The 21,342-nt window shown below is 74.4% G+C and carries 15 protein-coding genes and 3 riboswitches; of the genes, 9 read left to right on the forward strand and 6 right to left on the reverse strand.

Going from position 1 to position 21,342, the window contains the following annotated elements:
• Positions 1-9: 9 nt before the first annotated feature.
• From ACGFSC_RS06480 to ACGFSC_RS06495, 4 genes are all read right to left on the reverse strand, one after another.
• The gene (locus ACGFSC_RS06480) at positions 10-2,445 is read right to left on the reverse strand and encodes an RICIN domain-containing protein (RefSeq protein WP_359907896.1); all 2,436 of its coding nucleotides are present in this window, start codon (positions 2,443-2,445) and stop codon (positions 10-12) included.
• A gap of 226 nt (positions 2,446-2,671) precedes the next feature.
• Complete coding sequence (locus tag ACGFSC_RS06485) at positions 2,672-3,238, reverse strand: rhodanese-like domain-containing protein (protein WP_359907893.1); 567 nt, start codon at positions 3,236-3,238, stop codon at positions 2,672-2,674.
• Positions 3,239-3,387: 149 nt separating this feature from the next.
• Complete coding sequence (locus tag ACGFSC_RS06490) at positions 3,388-4,137, reverse strand: sulfite exporter TauE/SafE family protein (RefSeq protein ID WP_359907890.1); 750 nt, start codon at positions 4,135-4,137, stop codon at positions 3,388-3,390.
• Positions 4,134-4,538 carry a rhodanese-like domain-containing protein gene (locus ACGFSC_RS06495; RefSeq protein WP_359907888.1) on the reverse strand — a complete coding sequence of 135 codons (405 nt, stop codon included), beginning with the start codon at positions 4,536-4,538 and terminating at the stop codon, positions 4,134-4,136. The genes ACGFSC_RS06490 and ACGFSC_RS06495 overlap by 4 nt, the downstream gene beginning before the upstream one ends.
• A 343-nt stretch (positions 4,539-4,881) precedes the next feature.
• Here ACGFSC_RS06495 and ACGFSC_RS06500 point away from each other — a divergent pair, with 343 nt between their 5' ends.
• The 3 genes from ACGFSC_RS06500 (at position 4,882) to ACGFSC_RS06510 (ending at position 8,263) form a co-directional block, all read left to right on the forward strand.
• A complete protein-coding gene (locus ACGFSC_RS06500) occupies positions 4,882-6,270 on the forward strand; it encodes an MBL fold metallo-hydrolase (protein WP_359907886.1) in 1,389 nt (462 codons plus the stop codon).
• Positions 6,271-6,459: 189 nt separating this feature from the next.
• Positions 6,460-6,581, forward strand: a riboswitch (cobalamin riboswitch).
• A 96-nt stretch (positions 6,582-6,677) separates the two neighbouring features.
• On the forward strand, positions 6,678-7,754 hold the full coding sequence (locus ACGFSC_RS06505; protein ID WP_359907883.1) for a prenyltransferase/squalene oxidase repeat-containing protein: 1,077 nt from the start codon (positions 6,678-6,680) through the stop codon (positions 7,752-7,754).
• Between the two features lie 29 nt (positions 7,755-7,783).
• Positions 7,784-8,263 carry a flagellar hook-length control protein FliK gene (locus tag ACGFSC_RS06510; RefSeq protein WP_359907880.1) on the forward strand — a complete coding sequence of 160 codons (480 nt, stop codon included), beginning with the start codon at positions 7,784-7,786 and terminating at the stop codon, positions 8,261-8,263.
• Between the two features lie 185 nt (positions 8,264-8,448).
• Here the strand turns inward: ACGFSC_RS06510 and ACGFSC_RS06515 are convergent, their stop codons facing one another.
• Positions 8,449-9,813 (reverse strand): hypothetical protein, encoded by a 1,365-nt coding sequence (locus tag ACGFSC_RS06515; RefSeq protein ID WP_359907968.1) that lies wholly within the window; start codon positions 9,811-9,813, stop codon positions 8,449-8,451.
• A gap of 198 nt (positions 9,814-10,011) precedes the next feature.
• Positions 10,012-10,089: riboswitch (cobalamin riboswitch) on the reverse strand.
• A gap of 83 nt (positions 10,090-10,172) precedes the next feature.
• A riboswitch (cobalamin riboswitch) is annotated at positions 10,173-10,314 on the forward strand.
• A gap of 180 nt (positions 10,315-10,494) precedes the next feature.
• Here ACGFSC_RS06515 and ACGFSC_RS06520 point away from each other — a divergent pair.
• The 6 genes from ACGFSC_RS06520 to ACGFSC_RS06545 all read left to right on the forward strand — a co-directional run bounded on the left by ACGFSC_RS06520 (position 10,495) and on the right by ACGFSC_RS06545 (position 20,317).
• Entirely contained in the window at positions 10,495-13,395 is a 2,901-nt protein-coding gene (locus tag ACGFSC_RS06520; protein WP_359907877.1) for a prenyltransferase/squalene oxidase repeat-containing protein, read from the forward strand.
• Positions 13,396-13,463: 68 nt separating this feature from the next.
• Positions 13,464-14,501: a hypothetical protein gene (locus ACGFSC_RS06525; RefSeq protein ID WP_392862583.1), complete on the forward strand. Its 1,038-nt coding sequence runs from the start codon at positions 13,464-13,466 to the stop codon at positions 14,499-14,501.
• Between the two features lie 10 nt (positions 14,502-14,511).
• Entirely contained in the window at positions 14,512-15,702 is a 1,191-nt protein-coding gene (locus tag ACGFSC_RS06530; RefSeq protein WP_359907962.1) for a CbiQ family ECF transporter T component, read from the forward strand.
• A gap of 4 nt (positions 15,703-15,706) precedes the next feature.
• Positions 15,707-17,350 carry an ATP-binding cassette domain-containing protein gene (locus tag ACGFSC_RS06535; RefSeq protein WP_359907874.1) on the forward strand — a complete coding sequence of 548 codons (1,644 nt, stop codon included), beginning with the start codon at positions 15,707-15,709 and terminating at the stop codon, positions 17,348-17,350.
• Positions 17,347-18,195 (forward strand): ECF transporter S component, encoded by an 849-nt coding sequence (locus tag ACGFSC_RS06540; protein ID WP_359907871.1) that lies wholly within the window; start codon positions 17,347-17,349, stop codon positions 18,193-18,195. The genes ACGFSC_RS06535 and ACGFSC_RS06540 overlap by 4 nt, the downstream gene beginning before the upstream one ends.
• Positions 18,196-18,628: 433 nt before the next feature.
• Complete coding sequence (locus ACGFSC_RS06545) at positions 18,629-20,317, forward strand: hypothetical protein (protein ID WP_359907868.1); 1,689 nt, start codon at positions 18,629-18,631, stop codon at positions 20,315-20,317.
• 100 nt (positions 20,318-20,417) lie between these two features.
• Here ACGFSC_RS06545 and ACGFSC_RS06550 read toward each other — a convergent pair whose 3' ends face one another.
• Positions 20,418-21,269: a class I SAM-dependent methyltransferase gene (locus ACGFSC_RS06550; RefSeq protein ID WP_359913669.1), complete on the reverse strand. Its 852-nt coding sequence runs from the start codon at positions 21,267-21,269 to the stop codon at positions 20,418-20,420.
• Between the last annotated feature and the right edge of the window lie 73 nt (positions 21,270-21,342).

The following is a 21,342-nucleotide window of genomic DNA, read 5'->3' on the forward strand; positions in this document are numbered from 1 at the left end:
GTGTGGGGGTCAGTCGGTGACGGTCGCGGTCGCGGAGCGGCCCGGGGCGAGGGTCACGGTGGTGGAGGTGTAGGTCACGCCGTCGACGGTCGTGGTGCGGGCCTCGCGCGGCGCGCCGTCGACGGTGACGCGGGCGTGCTGCCCGGGGAAGCGGGCCTCCCAGGTCAGCCGCTCGGTGCCGGTGTTGGTGACGGTGCTGCGCTGGGTGCCGTCGTGGCGGACGGTCACCGTGCCGGCGCCCACCGGGATGCCCGCGACCTGGAGCCAGCCCATCGGGGAGGGCAGCTGCGGGGCGGTGGTGAGCGCGTGGCCGGCGGCGTCCGGGGTGACGCCGAGCAGGCCCTGGACGGTCTGGGCGAGCAGCGTGAACGGGACCTCGGGGTAGTCGCCGTTGAGCATCGCGCCGCTCACGTGCGGCTCGCCGGTGCTCTCGTAGATGTGCCGCATCCACTTCCAGGCGGTGGTGCCGTCGTGGTTGGCGAAGAAGGCGTCCGGGAGGTAGGTGTAGGCCTCCAGGTTGGCCGAGCGCTCCGGGCCGGAGTCGGCGGCGTCGACGGCGGCGAGGAAGCCGTCCCGGCGCGGGCCCGGGTCGAGCAGCCGCTTGACCGGCATCAGCACGCTCGCCTCGTAGCCCCAGCCGGTGATCGGCCTGCCGGTGGTGTCGTAGCCGTGGACGACCTCGCCGGGCTGCGAACCGTCCACGCTCCAGGTGGAGTTGACGTACGTGTGCAACTGGTCGGCGGCCTTCCGGTAGCCGGCGGCGGAGGCGGCGTCGCCCCGGGCCTCGGCCAGCGTCGCGGCGGCGAGGTAGGCCTGGTACTGGGCGCCGACCGCGTCGCCCGCCTCGGCGTAGGTGCGGGTGGCGTTCTCGGCGTAGCTGGCGGTGCCGGCGAAGATGCTGCGGCTGGTGGCCTGCGGGATCGGCACCCCGCCGTTGTCGACCGGGCCGGGGCGGGCGGCGATGAACGGGCCGAGGGTGTTGCGGACGTAGCGGCCCAGGCCCGGGTCCTCGGCGTAGTCCCGGTCGCCGGTCCAGCGGAAGGCCTCGCCCGCCTGCTGGACGAGTTCGAACGGCGCGGGCAGCTCGCGGACGAAGCGGTCCGGGCCGCGGTAGTCGATGGCCGCGTAGCTGCGGGCGTCGAAGTTGAGCGCCCAGACCGGGTAGAGCCGGTTGACGTCGGTGGCGGAGGCCGCGAAGCCGCGCAGCATGGTCTTGTTCTCGGCGTCCAGCCCGAGCAGGTGGGCGCCGACCAGCTGGTGGGCGAAGTCACGGCTGTAGAAGGCGGAGCGGAACGGGTAGCCGGCCCAGTAGGAGGCGTCGTAGGTGGTGGTGCCGGTGCCGCCGGGGTGGTTCTCGTCCTGGTCGAGCACGCCGGTGGCGCCGGGCTGCTGCACCCAGCTGTTGGCCTTGGTCTTGGCCCAGTCGAAGAGGGCGACGACCTCGGGGTCGGAGGAGCTGATCACCGGGTCGTTGGGGGCGGACGGGGCGACGGCGGCGTCGTCGACGTTGACCCAGCCCGTCGGGGAGGAGCCGATGGTGAGGGTGAGCCGGTCGCCGGCGGCGACCCGCACCCGGGGGAGGGTGTACTTCGCGTAGGTGGACTGCTCGGGCAGCGGCAGGGAGCGCACCGCGGTGCCGTTGACGCTCACCGAGAGGCTGCCGCCGGCGCCGCCCGTCGCGATCCAGGCGGACAGGTCGTAGGTGCCCGCGGTGACGGCGGTGACCTGCTGGCTCACCGTGTAGCCGGGGCCGGCGTCGAGGTAGGCGAGGCGGCTGCCGCCGTGCGGGTTGTTGGTGGCGGTGCCGGTGTGGGCGGTGAAGGTCCAGCCGTCGGCGGTGGGGGCGCCGGTGGCGGACGAGCCGTCGGCGGTGGGGGCGCCGGTGGTGGGGGCGCCGCTCCCGCTGCTCTGCTCGAAGCCGGGGTCGGCGAGGACCAGCGGCTCGGTGCGGGTGAGCGTCCAGCGGTGGGCGGGGCGGTTGTCGCAGTGGCGGTTCGCCGGGGCCGGGCCGGCGGTCAGACAGGCGTCGGTGCCGCGGACGGTGAGGGTGTAGGTGCCCTGCGGAGCACGGGAGACCGTGAAGCGCTCGGCCTCGGGGGCGGAGCCGCAGTCGGCGGTGGCGGGGCGGCGGTCCGGGCCGCCGAGGGTGAGGCAGCGGCCGCTGGCGGCGTTGACCAGGAGGTACTCGCCGCCGGTGCGGCGCAGCTGCCAGCGCTGGCTGAGCAGCCGTCCGCAGGCCGCGCCGAGCACCGGGGTGCCGGGGGCGGGCTGGGCGTACTGGGGGCCGAGGCAGGAGCCGTCCAGTGCGGAGCCGAGCAGGTAGCTGCCGCCGTCGACGAGCGGTGCTCCGGCGGCGGCCGGGGCCGGGGCGGCGCCGAGGGCCTGGGCGGTGAGGACGGTCAGGAGGGCGAGACCGGTGGGTAAGGCGCGGGGGCGGGGCGGCATGGCTGAGCAACCTCCGGTCGGTCGGTGGGTGGTCGCGTTGGAACGTTCAAATCAGATGGGAAAGCCGAGCTATGATGCATCGCATGTGATGGGTGACATTTCACATGGTTGTTTCGGTCGCGTCAACGGGATGTGCGGTAAGGGCTTCCGGGAGGTGACCGGGACGAATGGTGAAGGCTCCCGCCCGACGGGGGTGGGCGGGAGCCTTCACGTCCTGGGACGGGGTTCAGCGCTTCAGGGTGGCGAGCGTCTCGTCCAGGCTCGGCGTGCCGGGGCGGGGCCGGTTGTACGGGAGCCTGGAGAGCATCGATCCCATCGCGCAGGTGTTGGTCAGCGCGGAGAAGGCCAGCCCGCCGCCGACGGCCGCGGAGACCCAGCGGGCGCCCGGCAGGGCGAGGTCGATCAGCACCCCGGCCAGCACCAGCGAGCCGGCCACCAGGCGGACCTGGCGGTCCAGCGCCCACACCCGGCGGGCGCCGGCCACCTGGTCCAGCGGTCGGCCGGCATCGGCCCAGGCGTTGGTGCCGCCGGTCAGGGTGAGGGTCGGGATGCCGGCGTCGGACAGCTGGCGGCACGCGTTGTCGGCGCGCGGCCCGGCGGCGCAGACGACGGCGATCTCGCCGTGCGCGGCGGCCTCGCGCAGCGTGGGCAGGGCGCGGTCCAGCTGGTCGAGCGGGACGTTGAGGGCGCCGGGGATGTGGCCCGCGGCGTACTCGCCGGGGGAGCGGACGTCGATGAGGGTGAGCTGCCCGAGGCGGGGCTGGAGCTGCTCGACGGTCAGCGGCGTGGTCATGGGGGGTGGGGTCCTCTCCGGAAGGGGGTGTGGCTGGGGGTTGGGGGGTCGGGGGCTGGGCGTCGGCCCGTCGCGGTGGTCGGCCCGGCGTGCTGATCGGCGCAGCGTGCTGAATCAGGCCGGCGTGCTGATCGGCCCGGCGTGGTGAATCAGGCGAGCGTGGTGATCAGCATCAGCGCGGCGACGGCGAGCAGGGCGACGGCGAAGGCCTTCCGCAGGGTGCGCCCGCTGAGCTTGTCGGCCAGCCGTTTGCCGTCCCAGGCGCCGAGGATCGCGGCTCCGGTGAAGGGGGCGGCCACGGCCCAGTCGATCGCGCCGGTCGCGCCCAGGCGGGGCAGCAGGGCGGCGAGCGAGTTGGCGGTGATGACCAGCAGGCTGGTGCCGACCGCCTCGGCCATGGTGAAGGCGAGCACCGAGACCAGGGCCGGTACGGCGAGGAAGCCGCCGCCGACGCCGAGCAGTCCGGTGACGGCGCCGAGTCCGGCGCCCGCGGCCGTGGAGCGGCCGAGTCCTGCGGCGGAACGTTCCTGCGCCTCGGCCTTGGGCGGCCTCAGCATCCGGAAGGCCGCGAGCGCCGCCAGTACCGCGAAGGCGCCGGTCAGCAGCGCGCCCGGCAGGTGGGCGGACAGCGCCCCGGCGGCCGCGGCGAGGGGCAGTCCGGCGGCGGCGAACAGGGCGCCGGTGCGCCAGCGGACCCGGCCCGCCCGGGCGTGGGCGATCAGGCCGGTCAGGGAGGTCGCGGCGACGATCACCAGGCTGGCCGTCGTGGCCAGCGCCGGGCTGAAGCCCAGCAGGTAGACCAGGGCGGGTACGGCGAGCATGCTGCCGCCGCCGCCCAGCCCGCCCAGGGCGAGCCCGACCACCGCGCCGGCGGCGAGTGCCAGGAGCAGCGTGGTCATATCACGTGCCCGGCGCTTCCGTCGGGCGTGGTGACCGGGAGCCCGGACAGGGCCCAGGCGTTCATGCCGCCGGCCACGTTCAGCACCTCGACGCCGCGCTGGGCGAGCAACTCCGCGGCGCGCTGGGAGCGGTGGCCGGAGCGGCAGATCGCCAGCACGGTCCGGCCGGCCGCCGCGGGCGGCAGCGGGACACCGGCGACCAGGCCGATCAGCGGCTGGTGCAGCGCGCCGGGGGCGTGCCCGGCGGCGTACTCGGCGGCCTCCCGGACGTCGAGCAGCACGGCGGCGCCGGTGCGGGCGAGCTCGTGGGCCTCGGCGGGGGTGGTCCGCCCGGGGGTGCGGTGTCCGTGGGCGCGGTGTTCGTGGGGAGCGGACCCGTGGGCGCGCGGCAGCAAAGGCATGCGGTGTCTCCAGTGGTGCAGACCGGACCGCAGTGGTCCGGCAGGTCGGGGGCGGCGCGGGCGTCCGTACGGGCCCGGTGGCCCGGTACGGCGGCGTGGCCGGTGCGTCCTCGGCCCCGCCCGTATCGGCTCGGCGGCGGTGGCCGGCCCCCTCGATGGCTTCACCATAGTACCCCCGGGGGTATTATCGAAATCGTTCGGACATACCCCCGCCCGTATCGGCTCCCGAAGCCGTATGCTCGCAAATATACCGAGGGGGGTATCACGATGGCGCTGTGGCGCCCAGGAATCCGGCTTCGCCGACCAGGAGAAGGCCGAGGCCCGACCCGGAGGAGACAACCCCGTGATCTTCAGCCAGTACTACCTCGACTGCCTCTCCCAGGCCTCCTACCTGATCGCCGACGAACGCACCGGCCGGGCCGTGATCGTCGACCCCCGCCGGGACGTCGACGAGTACCTCGCCGACGCCATGTCGCGTGGCCTGACCGTCGTCGGCGTCATCAACACCCACTTCCACGCCGACTTCCTGGCCGGCCACCTCGAACTCGCCGCCCGCACCGGCGCCTGGATCGGCTACGGTCACCGCGCCGAGACCGAGTACCCCATCCGCAAGCTCACCGACGGTGAGCGGATCGAACTCGGCGACGTCACCGTCCAGGTCCTCGAAACCCCCGGCCACACGCCCGAGTCGATCAGCATCCTGGTCTTCGAGCAGCCCGACGACACCGTCCCGTACGGTGTGCTCACCGGCGACGCGCTGTTCATCGGCGATGTCGGCCGCCCCGACCTGCTCGCCTCGGCCGGCGTCACCGCCGCCGAACTCGGCGCGATGCTCTACGACAGCGTCCACCGCAAGCTGCTCGCTCTGCCCGACGAGACCCTCGTCTTCCCCGCCCACGGTGCCGGCTCGGCCTGCGGCAAGAACCTCTCCGCCGACCGCCAGTCCACCATCGGGGCGCAGCGACTGACCAACTACGCCTGCCGGCCCATGGACCAGGACACCTTCGTCCGCATCGTCACCGCCGGCCAGTCCACCGCCCCCGCCTACTTCGGCCACGACGCCGCCCTCAACCGGCAGGACCGCCCGCTGCTCGATCCCGCGAACGCAGCCCGCCCGCTGTGCCCCGAGGGCTTCAAGGAGGCCCGTAACGCGGGCGCCGTCGTCCTCGACGCCCGCAGCCCCCAGGACTTCGGCGCGGGACACATCCGCGGCGCCATCAACGTCCCCGTCGACGGCCGCTTCGCCGAACAGGCCGGCACCGTCCTCACCCCCGACAGCAGCATCGCGATCATCGCCCCGCAGGACCGCGAGGGCGAGGTCGTCACCCGCCTCGCCCGCATCGGCTTCGACCGCATCGCCGGTTACCTGCGCAACCCCGGCAACGCCCTGCCCGCCCTCGCCGACGAGGTCGCCCCCGCCGGCCGCCTCACCGCCGACCAGCTCCGTACCGCCCTCACCGACGCGCAGCCCCCCACCGTCCTGGACGTGCGCACCTGCGGTGAGCGCGAAACCGGCTCCATCGAAGGATCCCTGCACATCCCCCTGACCGAACTCCCGGGCCGCCTCGACGAGATCCCCACCGACCGCCCCCTCGTCGTCCACTGCGCCAGCGGCCACCGCTCCTCCATCGCCGCCAGCCTGCTGCGCCACCACGGTCACGCCGAGGTCTCCGACCTCCTCGGCGGCTACAGCGCCTGGCACACCCTTACCCACCCCGCTCAAGCGTCATGAGGCCTGGACCAAGGGCGAGCCTCACTGCGAACCGGACGGCCCCGTCGTCGGTGGTGATCAGGTCGTCGGCCTGGCCGGCCTCGTCGGCCTCGTCGGCCTCGGCTCGGTGATGACGAGGCCACTGTTCAACGGGGGATTCGGGCCCGGGGTCTCTTGACCCGCTGTTCGGGGCATCGCCATGATGGGCCGTCATGTTGTGACTCCGCCGATGGGGGAAGTCCGGTTCGAATCCGGCGCTGACCCGCAACGGTAGGCCGCCGACCCCGCGTCGGCGGCGAGCCCGAGTACCCGTCGGCGGAGGTGTGTCACCCCTCCTCCCGTCGTGGTCTGCGGGCCGGAGCCCGCTGGCCCCTCGGCGCTCGCCGACGCCTTCCGGGCCCCTGCGCGCGGGCCCGGAAAGGCAGCCCATGCCCGCCGTTCGCCGCTCCCTAGGCCCGCTCGCGATACCCGTCCTCGCCCTCGCCACCCTGTTCCCGGCGGCGGCCACCGCCCATGCCGCTCCCGCCGCCGCGACCTCGTCGCCGACGGTCCGTCCCGACGCCGCCGCCGGCGGTTGGCTGGCCCGGCAGCTCGTCGACGGTGACCACTTCGAGTCCGTGTTCAACGGCACCGCCTACCCCGACCAGGGCCTGACCATCGACGCCGTGCTGGCCTTCGCGGCCTCGCACGGCTCCGACGAGGCCGCCGCGAAGGCCACCGCCTGGCTGGCGAAGCCCGAGGTCATCGGCGGCTACCTCGGCGACGGCACCACCGAGGCCTACGCGGGCGCGACGGCCAAGCTGCTGCTCGCCGTCGAGGTGCGCGGCGGGAACGCGGCGTCCTTCGGTGGCGTCGATCTGCCGGCCCGGCTGCGCTCGCTCCAGACCGCCGAGGGCCGCTTCTCGGACCGCTCCCAGTGGGGCGACTACAGCAACGCCTTCGGCCAGTCGCTGGCCCTGATCGCCCTGCACCGCACGCCCGGTGACGCCCCGGCGGCGGCCGTGGACTACCTCGCCAACAGCCAGTGCGCGGACGGCGGCTTCCCCGTCTCCTTCGGCCAGGCGACCTGCACCGGCGACCCGGACGCCACCGCGCTCGCCGTCCAGGCCCTCGCCGCCACCGGCCGCACCGCCAAGGCGAACGCGGGCCTCGGCTGGCTGGCCGCGCACCAGAACGCCGACGGCGGGTTCGCGGCCGCCGGGGCGACCACGTCCAACGCCAACACCACCGGCCTCGCCACCCAGGCGCTGCTGGCCGGCGGGCGCTTCGGCGCCGGCCTCAAGGGCTGGAGCCGGCTGGTGAAGTTCCAGCAGGGCTGCTCGGCCGACCCTGCCGTGCGCGGTGCGGTCGCCTACGACGCCTCCGGCTTCAACGCGGGCAACGGCGCCCGGGCCACCGCACAGGCCGTCCTCGGCCTCGCCGGCACCCCGCTCGCCACGCTCTCCGCGGCCGGGGCCCGCCCGGACGCGCCCACCCTGGCCTGCCCGGCCCCGGCCGCGTACTGAACACGCCCGACACCAGGAGGAGTTCACCGATGAGCGACACCCTCACTCCGGCGCGCCCGGTCCGCCGTACGCTCGGCTCGATCGCCGCGGCCGCCGCCCTCACCGCCGGTCTGCTCGGCGTCTCCGCCGTCCAGGCCCCGCAGGCTCGGGCCGCCGCTTGCGGCGGGACCACCGGCGTCACGGTCGTGGTCGACTTCGCCGCTGTCGGCGGCGGCATCCAGACCGGCTGCGCGCTCGGCGACCCGGCCAGCGGCCTGGCCGCGCTGACCGGCGCCGGATTCAGCTACGCCTTCCACCCGCGCTTCCCGGGTTTCGTCTGCACCGTCAACAGCCTGCCGACAACCTGCACCAACCCCACCGGCAGCGCCTACTGGTCGTACTGGCACGCCCAGCACGGCGGCCCCTGGTCGTACAGCGGCCTCGGCGCGGGCAGCTACAACCCGGCCCCCGGCGACGTCGAGGGCTGGTCCTTCGGCGCCGGCGCCCAACCCGGCATCACCGCTCCCTGACCCGCCTGCCCGTACACGTCGACGCCCCGGCCTCCCCGACGAGGGAGGCCGGGGCACAGGGGTCGGGCGTGAGGTGACCGCCGGCGCCGGACGAGGTGGTCGTGCAGCAGTACGCTGCCGACCGCCGCAGCCGAGCACGCACGGCCGCCGCGGGACTGCCGCCGCGGCTTCGCCCTGTCGGTGGATCAGCTGCCGTAGCTCAGCGAGACGGTGTCGCCGAGGTGGACGGTGGCGGCCCGGGTGGCGGCGGTGGCGGTGGCGCCGTCCAGGCCGACCTGCCAGGTGGAGGAGCCGCTGTTCGCGGTGCCGTTGAGCGCGGTGACGGTGCCGCCGCCGGTGGACGGGGTGACGGAGGTGACGCAGCCGCTCGGAGTGGCGGTGGCCGCCGCGTCGAGGACGTCGCCGAGGGTCGTGGTGGTGCCGGTGGGGGTGAGGGTGACGGCGCAGACCTTGAGGTTGCTGGTGCCGTCGTCGACGACCAGTGCGAGCCGGGCGGCCGTACCCGCGGTGAAGCCGGTGGTGGCGGCCCAGGCGGGTTCGCCCGCGGTGGTCGGCGCCGGCGGGGTGGCGGTGAACCCGGCGCCGGCGACGGCGCGCAGGCCGTCGACGGAGGCGTACGGGGACGGGGAGGTGTCGGTGGGCAGGTACTTGAAGCCGCCACCGGGCTTGAACTGCTGGGCGACGAGGAAGTCGACCGGGGTCTTGCCGGTGCCGCTGGTGAAGTCGGTGCCCTGGGGGTTGATGCCGCAGGCGTTGAGGCCGGACACGGCCCAGCCGTTGGAGTCGGTGTTGACGCCGAACATGGCGTTGAAGGCGCCGGAGGAGGCGAGCTTGCCCTTGAGGAAGTTCTTCGCGGCCACGATCGCGGCGTCGGTGCCCGGGACGCCGCCGACACACAGGGAGGCCATGGCGGCACCGGTCATGTCGATGTCGCTGCCCTGGGCGAGCGCGGTCGGGTCGCCGGCGGCCTTGCTGTAGTTCCAGCCGCCGTCGTTGTGCTGGTTGGCGCGCACGGTCGCGACCGAGGCGTTCAGCAGGGACTGCGGGACGCGTTGTCCGCCGCTCCGGGTCTTGGCGCCGCCGAGGGCGAGCAGGCCGAAGACGGTCCCGTTGAAGTTCGCGGACGGGCCGTAGTAGCCGGGTTCGGCGGTCTGCCAGTAGGCGGCGAGGTCGGCCACGAGGTTGCGGCCCGGGCCGATCCGCGCGGGGTCGATGCCGGCCGCGTAGGAGTTGAGGATGCCACGCTCGTAGTCGGTGACGACCGGCGAGGTGCTCGGCCAACTGCTCGCGGCGAGCTGGTTGCGGTAGACCAGGCGCGCGTTCTTGCTCGTGTCACCGCCAGGGGCGACATCGGCCGCGGCGGTGCCGGCGGCGGCGAGCGCGCTGAAGGCCCACTCGTTGGAGAGCCCGCCGCCGGTGACGTAACTGCCGTCGGCGGCCTGGAGGGACTTGAGGTACGTGACGCCGGTGGTCCTGGAGGTGGCTATCTGGCTCGGCGAGGCGGTGGCGTGCGCAGGGACGGCCGACATCAGGAGGGCGCAGGCGGCCATCGAGACGGTCGCCGCGGAAGCGAGGCGTGAGGAGACGAAGCGCGAGTGCGCGGGAACGGACACGGAACGGGCTCCTTGGGGTGACGGGCGCGCCGGTCCTGCCCCGGGACCCCAGCGCTCGTCCGAGAGCGCGGTGGTACGGGGCGGCGGCCGCCCGGATCGCGTGGGCGGGCTGGTGCTGGTGCTGCACGACCGCGCGGGCATTCGGGCTCGGGGCCGGTGCAACCACCGCCCCACACCGCTGCGCGTCAGCTCCGGATTCGCACCGGATTCCCCCGCTCGGCCACCGCGGACGTTACCGCACCCGTGAACGGATCTACGAGGTGGCGAAAGTGACATGACGACTCGTTGACGACGACTCCGAGCACATGGTGTGATGAACCGCTTTTTAGTCCTCGGCAGTCAGGGGAAGCCGGTCCGATTCCGGCGCTGACCCGCAACCGTAGACCCGCCCGCAAGGGCCGGTGAGCCGGAATGCCTGCGCCGGGGCCTTGTTCATGAGTACATGCGTCGTCGTGGACTACGACGCGGTCGCGACGGCGCCCCGTGCCGGGGAGAGCCGTCGGCTGCGCCGTGGGACCCCGACGACCGATCGGGGAGTCGCCGGTGAGGGTCAGCAGCAGTCCTACGCGTCACAGAAGCAGAGAACTGGGCTCGCTTCTGATCACCACGGCCGTCGCAGTGGCCGCGGGAGGAACCGTCCTGCTGGGCCACCCCGGCTCCGCGGCAGCCGATCCGATCGAGCAGTGCACGGCGACGACGGGCGCGATCGTCGCCGTCGACTTCAGCCACTGGGGCGGCGGGGTCGTCCGGGGCTGTGACGCCCACCCGACGACGGGGATGAACCTGCTGCACAACGCGGGATTCACCACGACCGGCACCGAGCACGACGGGCCCGCCTTCATCTGCCGACTCGGCACCGGGACCTTCAACGGCGGTGTCCAGTACCCGACTCCGGCCGAGGAGCCGTGCGTCAACACCCCGCAGGCCACCGCGTACTGGTCGTACTGGATCGCCGCACCCGGCCAACAGACCTGGTCCTACAGCCGGTTCGGCGCCGGCACGCAGCAGCCCAAGCCCGGCGAGGTCGAGGCCTGGGTGTACGGCGGCACCGACATCGGGGGCACCAGCGGGGCGCCGGACTTCACCCCGGACTCGGTCCGCGCGAAGAACGGTGGCTCCTCGGCGTCCCCTTCGCCTTCCTCGTCCCCCTCCGCGAGCGCCTCGCCGTCCGCCACGTCCCCGGGGACGCCGAGCCCCACCGGCACGCCGTCCCCCATCGGTGATCCGGCCGCCGCGGCCGCCTGGCTGGCCGGTCAGCTCGTCGGCGGCGACCACATGGAGAACTGGGCCGCCCCGGGGCCGGACTACCCCCGGACCGCCCTCACCGCCGTCGCACTCGCCGCCGCCGGAACGCAGGACCCGGCACTGCGCAAGGTGGTCGGCTTCCTCGCCGACCACATCGATGCCTTCCTGTACCCCGACGGCCCCGCCGGCGCACCCGACACCAGAGCCGCCGCCCTGCTGGCCCTCGTCGCCGAGAGCACCGGCCGCGACCCCCGCACCTTCGGCGGGCGGGACCCGCTTGCCGCGCTCACCGACCACGTCTGCACGGCAGCCGGGGAGAACGGGAAGTGCACCGCCGCCGGGGACTTCCTCGGCGCGGCCTCGCCCTGGGTCCAGTCCCTCGGGGTCATCGCGCTCCAGCGCGCCGGCATCACCCCACCCGCCCCGGCACTCGCCCGGTTCACGGTCCTCCAGTGCGACGACGGCGGCATGGCCGGCTCGATGATCGTCGCGGGTGACCACTGCGAGTCCGACCCGCTCACCACCGCGATCGCCGTCCTCGCCCTGCGCACGGCCCCCGGCTACGAGGCGGCCGCCGAGAAGGCCGCCGACCGGCTCGCGGCGAGCCAGCAGCCCGACGGCTCCCTCCTTCCCTACGCCGGCGCCCCCGGCGACACCACCAGCACCGCGAGCGCCGCCCAGGCCTTCCGGGCCACCGGCCAGGGCGCCCGACAGGCCGCCGCCACCGCCTGGCTCGCCGCCCGGCAGGGCAAGGACGGCGGCTTCGGCCCCGACGAGTCGACCACCGACCCGGACGCCGCCGCCACCGAACAGGCCATCCTGGCCCTGACCGACACCGACCTCACCAGCGTCCGGCACAACCCGGACGGCGCCACCACCCCGCCGACCACGCCGACCACGCCGACCACCACGCCCCCGACCACGCCCGCCGGGAGGAAGCCCGACGCCGCGAAGGGGAGCGCCTACCTCACCGACCCGGCCCGGCTGATCGACGGTCACTACTACGAGGGGTTCCCGGCCTTCGCCGACTTCGGCCTGACCATCGACGGCGCCTACGCCCTGGCCGCCACCGGCACCGACGACGCCGCGCTGCGCCGGATCGTCGACTTCCTGGACCAGCAGGGCAAGGACGCGAGCGAGCGCACCGTCAACGACTGGACGGCCATCGGCACCGAGTACGCCGGCGGCGGGTCCATCGGCAAGGAGGCGCTGCTCGCCGAGGTCGTGGGCCGCGACCCGCGCGCCTTCGGCGGCCACGACCTGATCGCCGCCCTCGCCGCGCTGGTGTGCACCAAGGCCGACGCGGACACCGGCTGCGCCGCCCCCGGCAACTACGTCTACGCGACCTCGGTGTTCTCCCAGGCGCTCGCCGTCATGGCCCAGCTCCGGGCCGGCGACGCCGCCGGCGCAGCCCCTGCGATCGCCTACCTGAAGGGCCTGCAGCACCCGGACGGCTCCTGGCCGAGCCTGATCCCGGCCACCGGCGACTCGGATGTGGACAGTACGGCGATGGCCGTCATGGCCCTGGCCCTGGTTCCGGGCGACGAGGCGGCGCAGGCGGTCGACAGGGGGACCACCTGGCTGGCCGCGCGGCAGCTTCCCGACGGCGGATTCCCCGGCGCGGCCGGAGACTCCACCAACTCGGCCGCGCTCGCGATCCAGGGCATGACGCTCCGTCGGTCGATCCACGGTGCGCAGATCGCCAAGGCGCTCGACTTCCTCGCCGGGCAGCAGAACGGCGACGGCGGGTTCAACGTCGCCTCGGGCGGCCAGCAGGGCTCGGACGTCCGTGCCTCCACACAGGTGCTCGGCGGGGCCACGGGGATCTCCTTCGGCACGCTGAGCCGCAACCTCGGAGGTACGCCGACGCCGACTCCCACGGGGACGCCGACCGGCACGCCCACGGGGACTCCCACGGGGACACCGACCGGCACGCCCACGGGCACCGCGACCGCGACCGGTACGCCGACCCCGACGGGCACCGGCACGCGGACCGCGACGACGTCCCCGACCTCCGTCGCGCCCGGTCCCGGTGACGGCTCGACCACCCGTCCGTCCGACGCCCCGCTCGCCGGTGGCCCGGTCGGCGGTGGTGTTCCCATCAGTGCCGGTGCCGGTGCCGGTGCCGGGCGGTCCGGTACCGGCGGCCTTGCGGCCACGGGGAGCGAAGCACTCGCACTGACGGGGGCCGCCGGTCTGCTGACCGTGCTCGGCGCCGCGGCCGTCCTGGCCGCCCGCCGTCGCACCGCCTCGGGCCCGGGGCGTCACCGGTGATCCGGCGCTTCGGCCGGCTGCCGGGCGCAGCCGCCACGACGCTGGCCGTCGCGTTCGGGGGTGTTGCCGTGGGCACCGCCCCGGCGTCCGCGGCGCCGTTGCCGATGGACCAGTGCACCACCACCTCCGGTGTCGTGCTCGCCGTGGACTTCAGCAAGTGGGGCGGTCCGCTGCTGCGCTCCTGCGGCACCACTCCCACCACCGGCTACACCCTGCTCAACCAGGGCGGCTGGAAGACCACCGGCACCGGCCACGACGGCCCGGCCTTCATCTGCCGGATCGGCTACAGCGGGTTCCAGGGCGGCAAGCAGTACCCGACCCCGGACCAGGAGAAGTGCGTCCTGACGCCCCCGGCCACCGCCTACTGGTCGTACTGGCACGCCGACCCGGGCCAGAACACCTGGTCGTACAGCCAGCTCGGCGCGATGCTCTACCAGCCGAAGCCGGGCAGCGTCGACCTGTGGATCTTCGGCGGCACCGACATCGAGGGCACCGAGGGCCGCCCGACCTTCTCGCCCGACAGTGTCCGGGCGCACGACTCCAGCCCCGGTGGGCAGCCGGCCGACCCGGGCCAGGGCACCGCGGGCGGCTCCGGCGGTGCCTCGGGCGGTTCCGGCAGCGGGTCGACGAGTGGCGGTGCCGGGACGACCGGCGGCAGCGGTTCCGGCAGCGGCTCCGGCGGGTCCACCGGCACGACCGGTGGCTCCGGGACCGGTCGGGCCCCGGCTCCCACCAAGCCCCCGGCGGGCGGAGCCCGTCCGCCCGCGCCCGGCACGCCCCCCGGCACGGCCGGCACCCCCGAGGACGGCATCACCCCGCCGGGTGCGCCCGAGTCGACGCCGGTACCCGCGACACCGGTACCGGTCGAGCCGCTCACCGCGCTGCCCACGGACACGCCGAGCGACCGGCCGACGGAGCAGCCCGCCGTGGCCGCGCCGACGCCCGCCCCCGCCGTACCCGGCGGAGTGGTGAACGCCGACCCGGTGGCCGACGCCCCGCACGACTCCGGCTCGATGGTCCCCGCCGTGGTCGGGGTCGTCCTCGTCGTGGTGCTCGGGGCGGCCACCGTGATCGCGGCGCGGCTGCGCCGCCGACGGGCCGAGTGATCCGGTGACCATGCTCGACAAGGCCGTCGCCGGCTCTTCCCCGCAGTCCGTCCCCGGGCGGGCGGCGGGGAGCGGGCGCGCCCCGCGGAACCTGCACCCGCTGGCCTGGTGGGCCTGGGCGCTCGCCCTGGCGACGGCGGCCAGCCGCACCACCAACCCGCTGCTGCTCCTGCTCGTCCTCGCCGTGCTCGGCTATGTGGTGACGGCCCGCCGCAGCGAAGCCCCGTGGGCGCGCGGCTTCGGCTACTACCTGTGGGTGGCCCTGACCGTGGTGGCGATCCGGGTGGTCTTCCGCTGCGTCTTCGCCACCGGCATCACCCCGCACGACCACCTGCTCTTCTCCCTGCCGCACATCCCCACCCCCGCCTGGTACGCGGGCATCCGGATCGGCGGCCCGGTCTCCCTGGAGGCCACGGTCTCGGCGGCCTTCGACGGGCTGCGGCTGGCCTGCCTGATCTGCTGCATCGGGGCGGCCAACACCCTGGCCAACCCCAAGCGGGCGCTGCGGGTCCTGCCGGGTGCGCTGTACGAGTTGGGCGTCGCCGTGACGGTGTCGCTGAGCGTCGCGCCGCAGCTGGTGCAGAGCGTCCAACGCGTCGCCCGGGCCCGGCGGTTGCGCGCCGGGCAACGCAAGGGCGTTCGCGCCCTGCGCGGCATCGTGGTGCCGGTCCTGGAGGATGCGCTGGAGCGCTCGCTCAGCCTGGCCGCCGCCATGGACTCGCGCGGCTACGGGCGCTCCGGCACGGCCTCGCGCCGCTCCCGCCGGCTCACCGGCGCGCTGATGCTGCTCGGCATGTGCGGCCTGTGCGCCGGAGTGTACGGGCTGCTGGACGGCACGGCGCCCGCCGCACTGGGCCTGCCGGCCTTCCTGGCGGGCGCCGTGCTGTGCGTGGCCGGCCTGCTGCTCGGCGGGCGGCGCGTCCGGCGCACCACCTACCGCCCGGACCGCTGGCGGGCCGCCGAGTGGGCGGTCGCCGGGTGCGGGGTGACCGCCGCCGTACTGCTGTTCGCCACCGTCGGCTACGACGCCACCGACCTGAACCCCTCGCTCTACCCGCTGACCTGGCCGGCCCTGCCGCTCGTCCCGGTCCTCGCCCTGCTGCTGGCGGGCGCCGCGGGGATCGTCTCCCCACCGCCGGGCCGAACACCCGCAGCCTCCGCCCGACTCCCACCAGGACCGACCGCTCGCACACCGAGGTGACCACGTGATCCGATTCGACCAGGTCGGCGTGGTGTACGACGGCGCGACGACGCCCGTCCTGCGCGACGTCGACCTCCACATCCCGGAGGGCGAGCTCTGCCTGGTGGTCGGCCGCACCGGCGCCGGCAAGTCCACTCTGCTCGGCGCCGTCAACGGCCTCGTGCCGCACTTCACCGGCGGCACCCTGCGCGGGCGCGTAACCGTGGACGGCCGCGACACCGCCCACCACCCGCCACGTGAACTCGCCGACGTGGTCGGCGTGGTCGGGCAGGATCCACTGGCCGGCTTCACCACCGACACGGTGGAGGAGGAACTGGCCTACGTCATGGAGCAGTTGGCGATCCCGCCGGAGGTCATGCGCAAGCGCGTCGAGGAGACCCTCGACCTGCTCGGCCTGGCCGAGCTGCGCCACCGCGCCCTGCACGAGCTCTCCGGCGGGCAGCAGCAGCGTGTCGCCATCGGCTCCGTCCTCACCGCACACCCCCGGGTGCTGGTGCTGGACGAGCCGACCTCCGCCCTGGACCCGACGGCCGCCGAGGAGGTGCTGGCCGCGATCACCCGGCTGGTGCACGACCTCGGCGTGACCGTCCTGTTGGCCGAGCACCGGCTGGAGCGGGTGGTCCAGTACGCCGACCGGGTCGCCTACCTGCCCGGTGACGGGACGGTCGTGCACGGGCCGCCGGCGGAGGTCTTCCGGGACACCGCGATCGCGCCGCCCGTGGTCGACCTCGGCCGGCTCGCGGGCTGGCAGCCGTTGCCGCTGTCCGTCCGGGACGCCCGCCGCGCCGCCGTGTCCCTGCGCGAGCGGCTCACCGACGTGCCCGTTCCTCCGCCGCGCCGGGCAGCGGTGGCGGGGGAACGGGTGCTGGACGCCCGGGGGGTGGTCGTCCGGTACGGTCCGGTGGCCGCCGTCCGGGACGTCGACCTGGCGCTGCGCGCGGGCGAGGTCACCGCGCTGATGGGCCGCAACGGCTCCGGCAAGTCCTCGCTGCTGTGGGCCCTGCAGGGCTCCGGGCCCCGCCAGCGCGGCAGTGTGGAGGTCACCGGCACGGCGGGCGGGAAGGCCGAGGACCCCAAGCGCCTGCCCGCGGCCCGGGCCCGGCAGCTGGTCGGACTCGTCCCGCAGACCCCCACCGACCTGCTCTACCTGGAAACGGTCGCCCAGGAACTCGCCCAGAGCGACCTCGAAGCCGACCGCGGGGGCGGGCCGACCGCACGGCGGATCCTCGACCGCCTCGCCCCCGGGATCCCGGACGACACCCACCCCCGGGACCTCTCCGAGGGCCAGAAGCTGGCCCTGGTGCTGGCGATCCAACTGTCCGCCGCACCGACGGTGGTGCTGCTGGACGAGCCCACCCGGGGCCTGGACTACCAGGCGAAGGAGGCGCTCACCGGCATCGTGGACGCCCTCGCCACCGAGGGGCGCGCCGTCGTGGTGTCGACCCACGACGTCGAGTTCGTCGCCTCCGCCGCCGACCGCGTGGTCGTGATGGCCGAGGGGGAGGTCGTCGCCGACGGTCCCACCGCCGAAGTGATCGTTGCCTCACCGACCTTCGCCCCGCAGACCGCCAAGATCCTCGCCCCGCTGCCCTACCTGACCGGCCGGCAGGTCGCCGAGGCCCTCGAACCGGCAGAGGCGGCCCGATGACCGCCCTGCGGATCCCCGGCCGGGCCCGCATCGTCGTCGCCCTGGCCGCCTTCATCGGGCTCGTGGCCTTCACCTGGCCGTTCCTCGTCGCCCCCGGGAAGTTCGGCTCCAACTACGCCCCACCGCTGATCTTCGGTGCCCTGCTGGTCCTGGTGCTCGCCGTCGTCATCGCCGAGATCTCCGCCGGAGGCATCGACGCCAAGGCCCTGGCCATGCTCGGCGTCCTGTCGGCCGTGAACGCCGGACTCCGTCCGCTCGGCGCCGGCACCGCCGGAGTGGAGACGGTCTTCTTCATCCTCGTCCTGGCAGGGCGGGTCTTCGGCCCAGGCTTCGGCTTCACCCTCGGCTGCACCTCGCTGTTCGCCTCCGCCCTGCTCACCGGCGGCGTCGGCCCCTGGATGCCCTACCAGATGTTCGGCTGCGCCTTCGTCGGCATGCTCGCCGGTCTGCTGCCGAAAGCCCGGCGGCGCCGCGTGGAGGTGCCGATGCTGGCCGCCTACGGCGCGTTCTCCGGCTACCTGTTCGGCTTCCTGCTCAACCTCTCCTTCTGGCCGTTCTCGACCGACCCCAACAGCTCCATCGCCTACCTGCCGGGTCTGCCCTTCACCGAACAGTGGCACCGCTACCTGCTGTTCGACCTCGCGACCTCGCTCGGCTGGGACACCGGCCGCGCCGTCACCACCTTCACCGCCGTCCTCGTCGTCGGGCCCGCCGTCCTGACCGTCTTCCGCCGCGCGGCCCGCCGCGCCAACTTCGAACCCACCGTGCGCTTCGAGGCCCCGGACGGCACCGGCACCGTGGCGGTGCCGGCTGCCGCGCGGCCGGTGGAGACGGCGCCCTCGTGAACCGGAAAGGTCAATGCCGTGCCCAAACCCGGGACGCCCCGAACGGCGAGGATGGACGGAGCCCGGTTCGTCGTCCTCACCGGAGCGGTCCTCGCGCCCGGACACCCGGGCCGGCTGCGCCTCCACGGAATTCCGGCAGGGTGAATCCCCGCTGCTGCGGGCCGACCAGTGGGATCGAACGGCCGACAATCGATGACAACCGCTGATGCCGCCGGGTGATTGCGCATTCTCCGGGTCTGAAGTGCCGCGTGGGAAACCGGGAAACCGAGAGGCCGGAAATCGGGCGATCCCGCTTTCGGCCAGTGCGGGTCCGGTTCTCGCCGCATGCGGTGAATCGGGCTTCCCCGCTTTCTGTCCGGCAGGACAGTGCTGGTACAGGGGCCGTGCCCGTGGGGGCGAGCGCCCGCACAGCAGAAGCAGGGGGTTTTCAGCGGTGGCATATCTGAACTACGAAATCCTCACCGACCCGGCTCCGCTCCAGGTGTCGGAGGCGGGTGAGGAATCGCGGGGAGCCGTTTACCTCGTCGTCTCCAATCCGACCACCGACGACGCGCTCTGGTTCTCCACCGAGGTGCGCGTGCCCTTCGGGGAGAAGGACGGCGACCTGACGCCGGATCCGAAGGCGGTCGCCGTGCGGATCGCGCAGAACAGCGCGACGGACCCGGCGGACGAGCCGACGGTCGGCTGGGACCCCACGACGGGTCTCCTCAGGGTGGCCGCCCGGGACCCCGGCCGCTCCGTGTTCAAGGGAAGCGGCTCGCTGGTCCTGGTGCTGGAGGGCTTCCCGGTCTCCGCCAAGGCGGGCCTGGTCCTGCTGCGGGTGGCGGAGCGGGCCGCGAACGGCCCCTGGGTGAAGACGAACCCCGTGACCCTGAGCCTGCTCAAGCGGGAACCCAAGGTGCCGCGCAACTTCCGGCCCAGGGCGTCCCTGGTGGCCGCGGGCAAGGACGTCGTCCTGCAGTGGAGCGGCCCCGACGACCTCACGTACCAGATCCAGGGCCCGGACGGCCCCCCGGAACCGGTCCCGCCGAGGACCGGGACGGCGGCCGGCTGGCAGTGGTCGCCGAAGCCGGGCCAGGAGCCGAAGCGGGACGCCACCTACACCCTGATCGCCACCTCGCCGAGCCGGCAGCAGCCGGGCTACATCCTGACCACCACCGTCCATCTGCGCAGCCCCGAGTTCGAGGGCGTGACGGCGACCGACGGGGTGCACACCCCGTGGGTGGAGGGGACGACGGACCGGGGCCGGGTCGTCCTCACCGCGCAGGGTGCGCAGGTGCGGAACGACTCCGACGCGCCCGGGACGGTCTCCGCCGCCACGGCGGACGTCGACACCGTGACCGCCGCGTGGGTGCGGGGCCGGGACGGCAGTGCCGGGTGGATCCAGTTCCCGTCGGACGGGATCAAGGTCGGCCACGGCGCCGGCAACGACCTGGGAACGGTCACGGCCGAGAAGATCAGCGTGAACGGCATCAACACCACGTGGGTGGGGGACCGCGACTCCGGCAAGGGGTGGATCGACTTCCCGCAGTCCGGCGTGAACGTGCGCAAGGACGGACAGCAGGAGTGGGGGACGGTGGCCGCTGACAAGGCGGATCTGAACGGTGTCAACACGAAGTGGGTGCAGGGGCGTTCGGCGAGCGACGGGTGGATCGAGTTCCCGCCCGCCGGCCTCAACGTGTACCAGGGCGCCGGAAGCAACCAGTGGGGAACCGTCGCCGCCGACAAGGCGGACCTGAACGACCTGGTCACCCAGCGGGCCCAGGTCAAGGAGCGACTCACCCTGCACGGCGGGCTGACCGTCGACAACGTGCTGGAGACGCTGGACGGCCCGCCGCGGCTGGTCGTCCACGGGGAGTCGGAGTTCGAGAAGAAGGTGAACGCCAACGGGCACCTGTCGGTCCGCAACGGGGGTGCCTGGGTCCTGCACACCGACGACGGCCGGATCTCGATCAACGGCGGCCTGCGGGTCGGTGGGGAGTCGATGTTCGTCGGGAAGGTGAACGCCAACGGGCACCTGTCGGTCCGGACCGGGGACGCCTGGATCCTGCACACTGCCGACGACAAGGTGGCGATCAACGGCAACCTGCGCGTCCACGGGGCGTTCCGGGCTGACAGCTGACAGCTGACAGCTGACAGCTGACGGCCCCTTCGGCGGCCCCCGCTCCCGGATCACCGGAGAGCGGGGGCCGCCGGTCGTCGGACGGGCGCGGCGGCGGGGCTCACATCCGGCGGACGCGCAGCACACTGGTCAGCATCGGGAGGGTGAACTCGCCGGAGCCGGTCTCCGGGCGGTCGGCGAGATAGGCGTGGGTGGCGTCCAGCAGGGCCTTCCGCTCCTGCTCCGGCATGACCAGGACGCCCGCCTTCGTCGCGAGGGTGGCGGCGAGGGACTCCGCGGTCCGCTGCTGCCCGTGCGGGAACTCCGCCTGCTCCGGCGAGTCGAACCACGCGCCCCCGCCGGACCTGGGCAGGTGCATCCGCGCCGTCTCGGTGCGCCAGCCGGCGGGCACGTCGCGCGGACCGATGGCGGCGGGGCCGGTGACGCGGGCGAGGCCGGCCACCCAGTCGACTCCGTCGTCGAAGACGTTCCACAGTCCGGCCAGCACGCCGGCGGGCGCGAGGACCCGGGCGATCTCCGGGCCCGCGACGTCCATGTCGAACCAGTGCATGGCGTTGCCGGACACCACCGCGTCGACGGAGCCGTCCGCCAGCGGGATCGCCTCGGCGCTGCCCGCCAGCGCGCGCACGTCCGGCAGCGTGCCGCGCAGCTCGGCCAGCATCGCCGGGTCGGGTTCGACCGCCACGACGTCGTGGCCGAGCGCGACCAGCGCGGCGGTGAGCTTGCCCGTCCCGGCGCCGAGGTCGAGCACCCGCGGGCCCGGCGCGGTTTCGAGGGCCCAGCGCACGGCGGCCCGCGCGTAGTCCGGGCGGTGCTCGGCGTAGGCGACCGCCGCCCTTCCGAACGACGAGCTGTGCAGCCGCCGTTCGTCCTGTGCGGACGGCTGCCCGGTGCGCAGGTGGCCCGGTGCGGCGTCCTGGTGGCGCCCGGTGGTGCGGTCGGTCCCCGTCATCGAAGCTCCTTCGGATCGGCGGTCTGTGCCGGGTGGGGGCACAGCGCGCTGCGGCCGACCGGGGTCGACCCGA

Origin of the sequence: Kitasatospora sp. NPDC048715, from assembly GCF_043198905.1 — a bacterium.
GTDB lineage: Bacteria > Actinomycetota > Actinomycetes > Streptomycetales > Streptomycetaceae > Kitasatospora > Kitasatospora lactacystinica.